1 protein-coding gene and 1 pseudogene are annotated in these 1,236 nt (G+C 74.8%); both read left to right on the forward strand.

Annotated elements, in window-relative coordinates; all coding sequences use genetic code 11:
- Positions 1-68: 68 nt before the first annotated feature.
- A pseudogene (locus tag E0D90_RS25695) lies at positions 69-527 on the forward strand (NYN domain-containing protein); the annotation flags it as partial.
- Between the two features lie 160 nt (positions 528-687).
- Positions 688-1,236: ATP-binding cassette domain-containing protein (locus E0D90_RS25700; RefSeq protein WP_438827456.1), on the forward strand; the 549-nt coding region annotated here is incomplete at its 3' end.

Below are 1,236 nucleotides of genomic sequence, written 5' to 3' on the forward strand. Positions count from 1 at the left end.
TTTTCAAAGAAGAAGCCGGCATACGAGTTTGCCTTTTGTCTGGGGGGCTGGGAGTTGTGTAAAAGAGACGGGGGGGGGCGGGCCGCCCACCGGCCGCGCCCGCCCCACCCGCCTCGGCGGTGGTGCGCTGGTCCTCCGACAAGGGCTGGGTCGAACGCGGCGCCGGCGAGTCCCCGGACTCCGCCGGACTGCCGATGCTCTCCCAGGTCACCTCCGCCGAGCAGCGCTGGGCGGACCGGGAGGAGGACATCACCGCCGTCAGCGGGGACCCTTCCGAGGTCGGCCAGGTCTTCGCGCGCCGCTGGGCCGACCGGGTGAACGCCGGCGCACACCTCCAGAACATCGCCGCCTCCTACCCGCGCATCCCGCACCGCATCGACGGTGAACTGCTGCGCTACGCGGCCCGGTTCGGCCTGCTCACGCACAAGGACGACCAGATCGACGAGCAGGACCGCTACGACATCCGGGGCGGCTTCTGGCGGGAGATCGACTCCCGCACCAGAACCACCCGCGAACCCGCCTCCTGACCCGGGGGCGCGGCCGCCTCCCCCTCGTCGCGCGGGGCGCGGCGGGACCCGTGGGCGGGCGCGGCATCCACCACGCGTACCCTGGTGCATCGTGTCCCCCTCTCCTTCACGGGCCGGTGTGAACGTGGTCGACGCTCGGCGTCCAGTGGACGGCGCGGCCGTGCCCGCCCCGGCCCTGGCGGTCCGCGGGCTGGCCAAGACCTACCCGGGCCGCCGCAAACGGGGACGCTCCGCCGCCCAGCCGCCCGTCCTCGCCAGCGACGACATCACCCTCGACGTCGGCCGCGGCGAGATCTTCGGGCTCCTCGGTCCCAACGGCGCCGGCAAGACCACCCTGGTGCGACAGCTCACCGGACTCCTGCGGCCCGACGCCGGCAGTGTCCGGCTCCTCGGCCACGACCTGGTCCGCCATCCGCGCCGCGCCCCCCGGCTGCTGGCCTACCTCGGCCAGGAGGCGACCGCCCTCGACGAGCTGACGGTCGCGCTGGCCGCCGAGACCGCCGGACGGCTGCGCGGCCTCGACATCGCGGAGGCGCGCCGCCGCCGGGACGGCATCCTCGACGAACTGGGCCTCACCGCCCTCGCGAGCCGCCCCCTCAAACGCCTCTCCGGCGGCGAACGCCGCCTCGCCGCCGTCGCCGCCGCACTCGTCGGCGACCGGCCCGTGCTGGTCCTGGACGAGCCGACCAGCGGCATGGACCCCGTCGCC

The organism is Streptomyces otsuchiensis (assembly GCF_004305975.1).
GTDB classification, from domain to species: domain Bacteria; phylum Actinomycetota; class Actinomycetes; order Streptomycetales; family Streptomycetaceae; genus Streptomyces; species Streptomyces otsuchiensis.